Annotated in this window: 3 protein-coding genes; 2 read left to right on the forward strand and 1 reads right to left on the reverse strand. The window is 55.9% G+C overall.

Annotated elements, in window-relative coordinates:
* The first annotated feature begins 111 nt into the window (after positions 1–111).
* Both APA10_RS11225 and APA10_RS11230 read left to right on the forward strand, forming a co-directional pair.
* Complete coding sequence (locus APA10_RS11225) at positions 112–3,009, forward strand: type III restriction-modification system endonuclease (protein ID WP_250698538.1); 2,898 nt, start codon at positions 112–114, stop codon at positions 3,007–3,009.
* A gap of 111 nt (positions 3,010–3,120) precedes the next feature.
* Positions 3,121–3,321 (forward strand): hypothetical protein, encoded by a 201-nt coding sequence (locus tag APA10_RS11230; RefSeq protein ID WP_035367674.1) that lies wholly within the window; start codon positions 3,121–3,123, stop codon positions 3,319–3,321.
* Positions 3,322–3,716: 395 nt separating this feature from the next.
* Here the strand turns inward: APA10_RS11230 and APA10_RS11235 are convergent, their stop codons facing one another.
* Positions 3,717–4,100, reverse strand: a complete 384-nt coding sequence (locus APA10_RS11235) for a hypothetical protein (protein WP_061507194.1) — start codon at positions 4,098–4,100, stop codon at positions 3,717–3,719.
* Positions 4,101–4,172 lie beyond the last annotated feature (72 nt).

Below are 4,172 nucleotides of genomic sequence, written 5' to 3' on the forward strand. Positions count from 1 at the left end.
CTTTTTCATAATCTAACCCGATGTACAACCCTTCTGTGAGATTTCCGCGTCGAGGCGGTGTGCGACCTGTTCCGTGGTCAGGAAGTCTGCCGCACCGAATTCACAGTGACCATGAAACTGCCCGATGAAGCGCAGATGTCACTGGGCGTGGCGCAATCCGACCTTGGCGTTGGCAACCGCTTGACGCTGCTCGACGACGAACTGCTCGAGAACCTGTCAGACATCCAGTTGCGTGGTGGCTTGCCACCCTCCGGCTCGTTGACGTCCGGCGACTTCACGGTGGAAATGGAGACCGGCACCGGCAAGACCTATGTGTACCTGCGCTCAATCTTCGAGCTGAACAAGCGCTACGGCTTCACCAAGTTCGTGATTGTGGTGCCGTCGGTGGCTATCAAAGAAGGCGTCTACAAGACCCTGCAAATCACCGAGGAGCACTTCAAGGGGCTCTACGCAGGCGTGCCTTTCGATTACTTCCTGTACGACTCGGGTAAGCCCGGGCCGGTGCGCAACTTCGCCACCAGCTCCAACATCCAGATCATGGTGGTGACAGTGGGTGCCATCAACAAGAAGGATGTGAACAACCTTTATAAAGAGAGCGAGAAAACCGGTGGCGAGAAGCCCATCGACCTGATCAAGGCAACCTGGCCGATCATCATCGTGGATGAGCCACAGAGTGTGGACGGCGGCCTGGAGGGCCGTGGCAAGGAAGCACTGGACGCCATGAACCCGCTCTGCACGCTGCGCTACTCCGCCACCCATGTGGACAAGCACCACATGGTGTTCCGCCTCGATGCCGTGGATGCATATGAGCGCAGGCTGGTCAAGCAGATCGAGGTGGCATCGGCCACGGTAGAGGACGCGCACAACAAGCCTTTCGTGCGCCTGGTGAAGGTGGAAAACAAGCGCGGCCGCATCAGCGCTAAGGTCGAGCTGGATAAACAGGCCGCCACTGGCGTGCAGCGGGTTGAGGTGACGGTCAGCGATGGTGACGACCTTCAGCAGAGTGCCGATGGCCGCGCGATCTACGCCGATTTTCGGGTGGGAGAGATCAATACGGCCAAGGGCGAAGAGTTCATGGAGCTGCGCTACCCCGGCGGCGAAGTGTTTTTGCAGCTTGGCCAAGCCCACGGTGATGTGGATGCGCTGGCCGTACAACGCGAGATGATCCGCCGCACGATCAAGGAACACCTGGACAAGGAAAAGCACCTGCGTCCATTGGGGATCAAGGTATTGAGCCTGTTCTTCATCGACGCGGTGGACAAATACCGTCAGTACGGTGCGGACGGCCAGCCGATCAAGGGCGTGTATGCGCAGATGTTCGAGGAGGAATATCGCCGTGCCGCCAAGTTGCCAGCCTACCAGAGTTTGTTTGCCGAGATCGATCTGGAGTCCGCCGCCGAGGAGGTGCACAACGGCTATTTCTCCATCGACAAGAAGGGCGGCTGGACCGACACCGCCGAGAACAATGCGGGCAACCGGGAGAATGCCGAGCGGGCCTACAACCTGATCATGAAGGAGAAGGAGAAGCTGCTGTCGTTCAGCACGCCGCTGAAGTTCATCTTCTCCCACTCCGCGCTCAAGGAAGGCTGGGACAACCCCAACGTATTCCAGATTTGCACCTTGCGCGATATTCAGACCGAGCGCGAGCGACGCCAGACCATTGGTCGTGGTCTGCGCCTGTGCGTCAACCAAGATGGCGAGCGAGTACGCGGCTTCGAGGTCAACACCCTGACCGTGGTAGCCACGGAAAACTACGAACAGTTTGCAGAGAACCTGCAGAAGGAAATCGAACAAGACACGGGCATCCGCTTCGGCATCGTGGAGCAGCACCAATTTTCCGCAATTGCCGTGACTGGCGCTGATGGGCATGCCGCACCGCTGGGCATCGCGCAATCAAAGGCACTCTGGGAGTACCTGAAAGCCGCCGGCCATATTGATGCCAAGGGCAAGGTGCAGGACTCACTGAAAACGGCGCTGAAGAATGGCACCTTGGAACTGCCAGCTGAGTTCGATGCGCAAAAGAGTCAGATTGCCGAAGTGCTGCGCAAGGTGTCGGGGCGGCTCGACATCAAGAATGCCGATGAACGCAGGCAAGTGCCGCTGCGCAAGGGCAAAGATGGCAAGGCCGTTTATCTGAGCGATGAGTTCAAGGCCCTGTGGGACCGCATCAAGCACCAAACAACGTACCGCGTGCAGTTCGATAACGCCAAGTTGGTGACGGATTGCATCGCAGCGTTGCAGAAGGCCCCGGTGATTGCCAAGGCACGGCTGCAATGGCGCAAGGCCGACATCTCTATCGGCAAGGCGGGTGTCGCCGCGACGGAGAAAGCGGGCGCGGCAACCGTGGTGCTGGACGAGGCTGGTATCGAGCTGCCGGATTTGTTGACCGATCTGCAGGATCGTACCCAGCTCACTAGGCGCACCATCGTCAGCATCCTGACGGGAAGCGGCCGTCTGGACGACTTCAAGCGCAATCCGCAGCAGTTCATCGAGTTGACCGCCGAAACCATTAACCGCTGCAAGCGCTTGGCCCTGGTCGATGGCATCAAGTACCAGATGCTCGGCGACCAGCATGTTTATGCGCAGGAGCTGTTCGAGAAGGAAGAGCTCACCGGCTATCTCAAGAACATGCTGCTGGATACCCAGAAGTCGATCTACGAGCACGTGGTGTACGACTCGAGCACCGAGCGGGACTTCGCCGATGGGCTGGAGAAGAACGACGCCATCAAGCTCTACGCCAAGCTGCCAGGCTGGTTCAAAGTGCCCACGCCGCTGGGTAACTACAATCCCGACTGGGCTGTATTGGTAGAAGAAGACGGCACTCAGCACCTGTACTTTGTGGTTGAAACCAAAAGCAGCTTGTTCATCGATGACCTGCGCGACAAGGAAAGCGCCAAGATCGAATGCGGTAAGGCGCATTTCACTGCGCTGGGGGTCGGCGAGAACCCTGCCCGGTATGTGGTCGCGCGCTCGGTTGATGATCTTTTGACCGAGGCGGCAAGAGGATAGATTTTTTCGCTGTCATGGCAAGATCAGGCAATTCGATCAGTCAGGCCCCAAGCGTCTTGCAACGGACGCTTGAGGCGCACATCTTCTAGCCACTAGGCCGGAAGAGTGAGCATGACGCACTTGAATCTAACCGACTCGGCCGGGCCGTGTTTCATCACCCACGGCCCGCCGTCCAATGACCTGCCAATCCCTCCGCATCAGACCATGAACCTGCGGCAAATCCTTGCGGGCTTCACCGATGACGAGTTGGCGAGGTGGCCCGCCGACCTGGCCCACGCCGAGCAGGAGAAGCGGCGCAAGGCAGGAGGTTGAACGCCATCCAAGGGCGGGGGGCGTTCAATTTCTCTTGGCGTTAGATGGTATTTATCATGGCATCAAGAGAATGAATATAAATAAAATATTGATATATAAACATATTTTTATCTCAATGATGATTGAGTGGGAACTATAAAAAGAACTACCAAACGAATGTCCGGTTTTCCAGTTCCCATCCGAAACCAGACATTCAGCTTCCCCCCCCATTGCTGCCTGCGAGACACCGAGCAGGCGGCCAAATACCGTGATCAGAAGCTGGCCATTTAGCGTGAACATTTACAAACATGGTAGCGCGCCAGAATGGCGTGCATCCCTGTCGGAAAACATCTGTTTTCCGACATGGGTGATTACGTTTAATGTCGCGTTTGTTTGCGCTTTCACGCGATTGCTGCCTAAGCTAGGTGGGCCATTCCATTACGACAAGCTGTCAAAGCGATCTCAACCAGATTACGTTGGTTGATGTAACTGAAGGTACTCGCCCCTTCTGCGTATCTAAACTTGAGGCCCTTGTGCTCTGCACCAATGATTTCCACGATCTCTTTCATCTTGGACTTTTCAAAATCAAATCCGTGGGAAAGTGCTTCCTGCAGTATTGAATTAAGATCATGCCGGTGCTTGGCTACATCATCACCTGTCGCATGTTTCACAAATGCTTTTAGATACAATTCCACTGCAAAGCCGAGATTAAAGTAGTAGCCCAGATATACGGCAGGTTGGTTCTGACCTGCTGGTTGAATAAAAGGCTCTGCCAAGCGCACCATGTCGTGCATGCCCATTGGTAATCCCCCCATAAAAAGAGTGACTTTTGAATGAGAATTTTCTCAGCGTAAGAATTGAGGAGATTCTGA

The sequence above is a fragment of the Acetobacter pasteurianus subsp. pasteurianus LMG 1262 = NBRC 106471 genome (genome assembly GCF_000285275.1).
Taxonomy (GTDB): Bacteria; Pseudomonadota; Alphaproteobacteria; order Acetobacterales; family Acetobacteraceae; genus Acetobacter; species Acetobacter pasteurianus.

Coding starts and splice junctions, on each gene's coding strand:
- APA10_RS11225 (WP_250698538.1), top strand. CDS start 112: ATGAAACTGCCCGATGAAGCGCAGATGTCACTGGGCGTGGCGCAATCC.
- APA10_RS11230 (WP_035367674.1), top strand. CDS start 3,121: ATGACGCACTTGAATCTAACCGACTCGGCCGGGCCGTGTTTCATCACC.
- APA10_RS11235 (WP_061507194.1), bottom strand. CDS start 4,100: ATGGGCATGCACGACATGGTGCGCTTGGCAGAGCCTTTTATTCAACCA.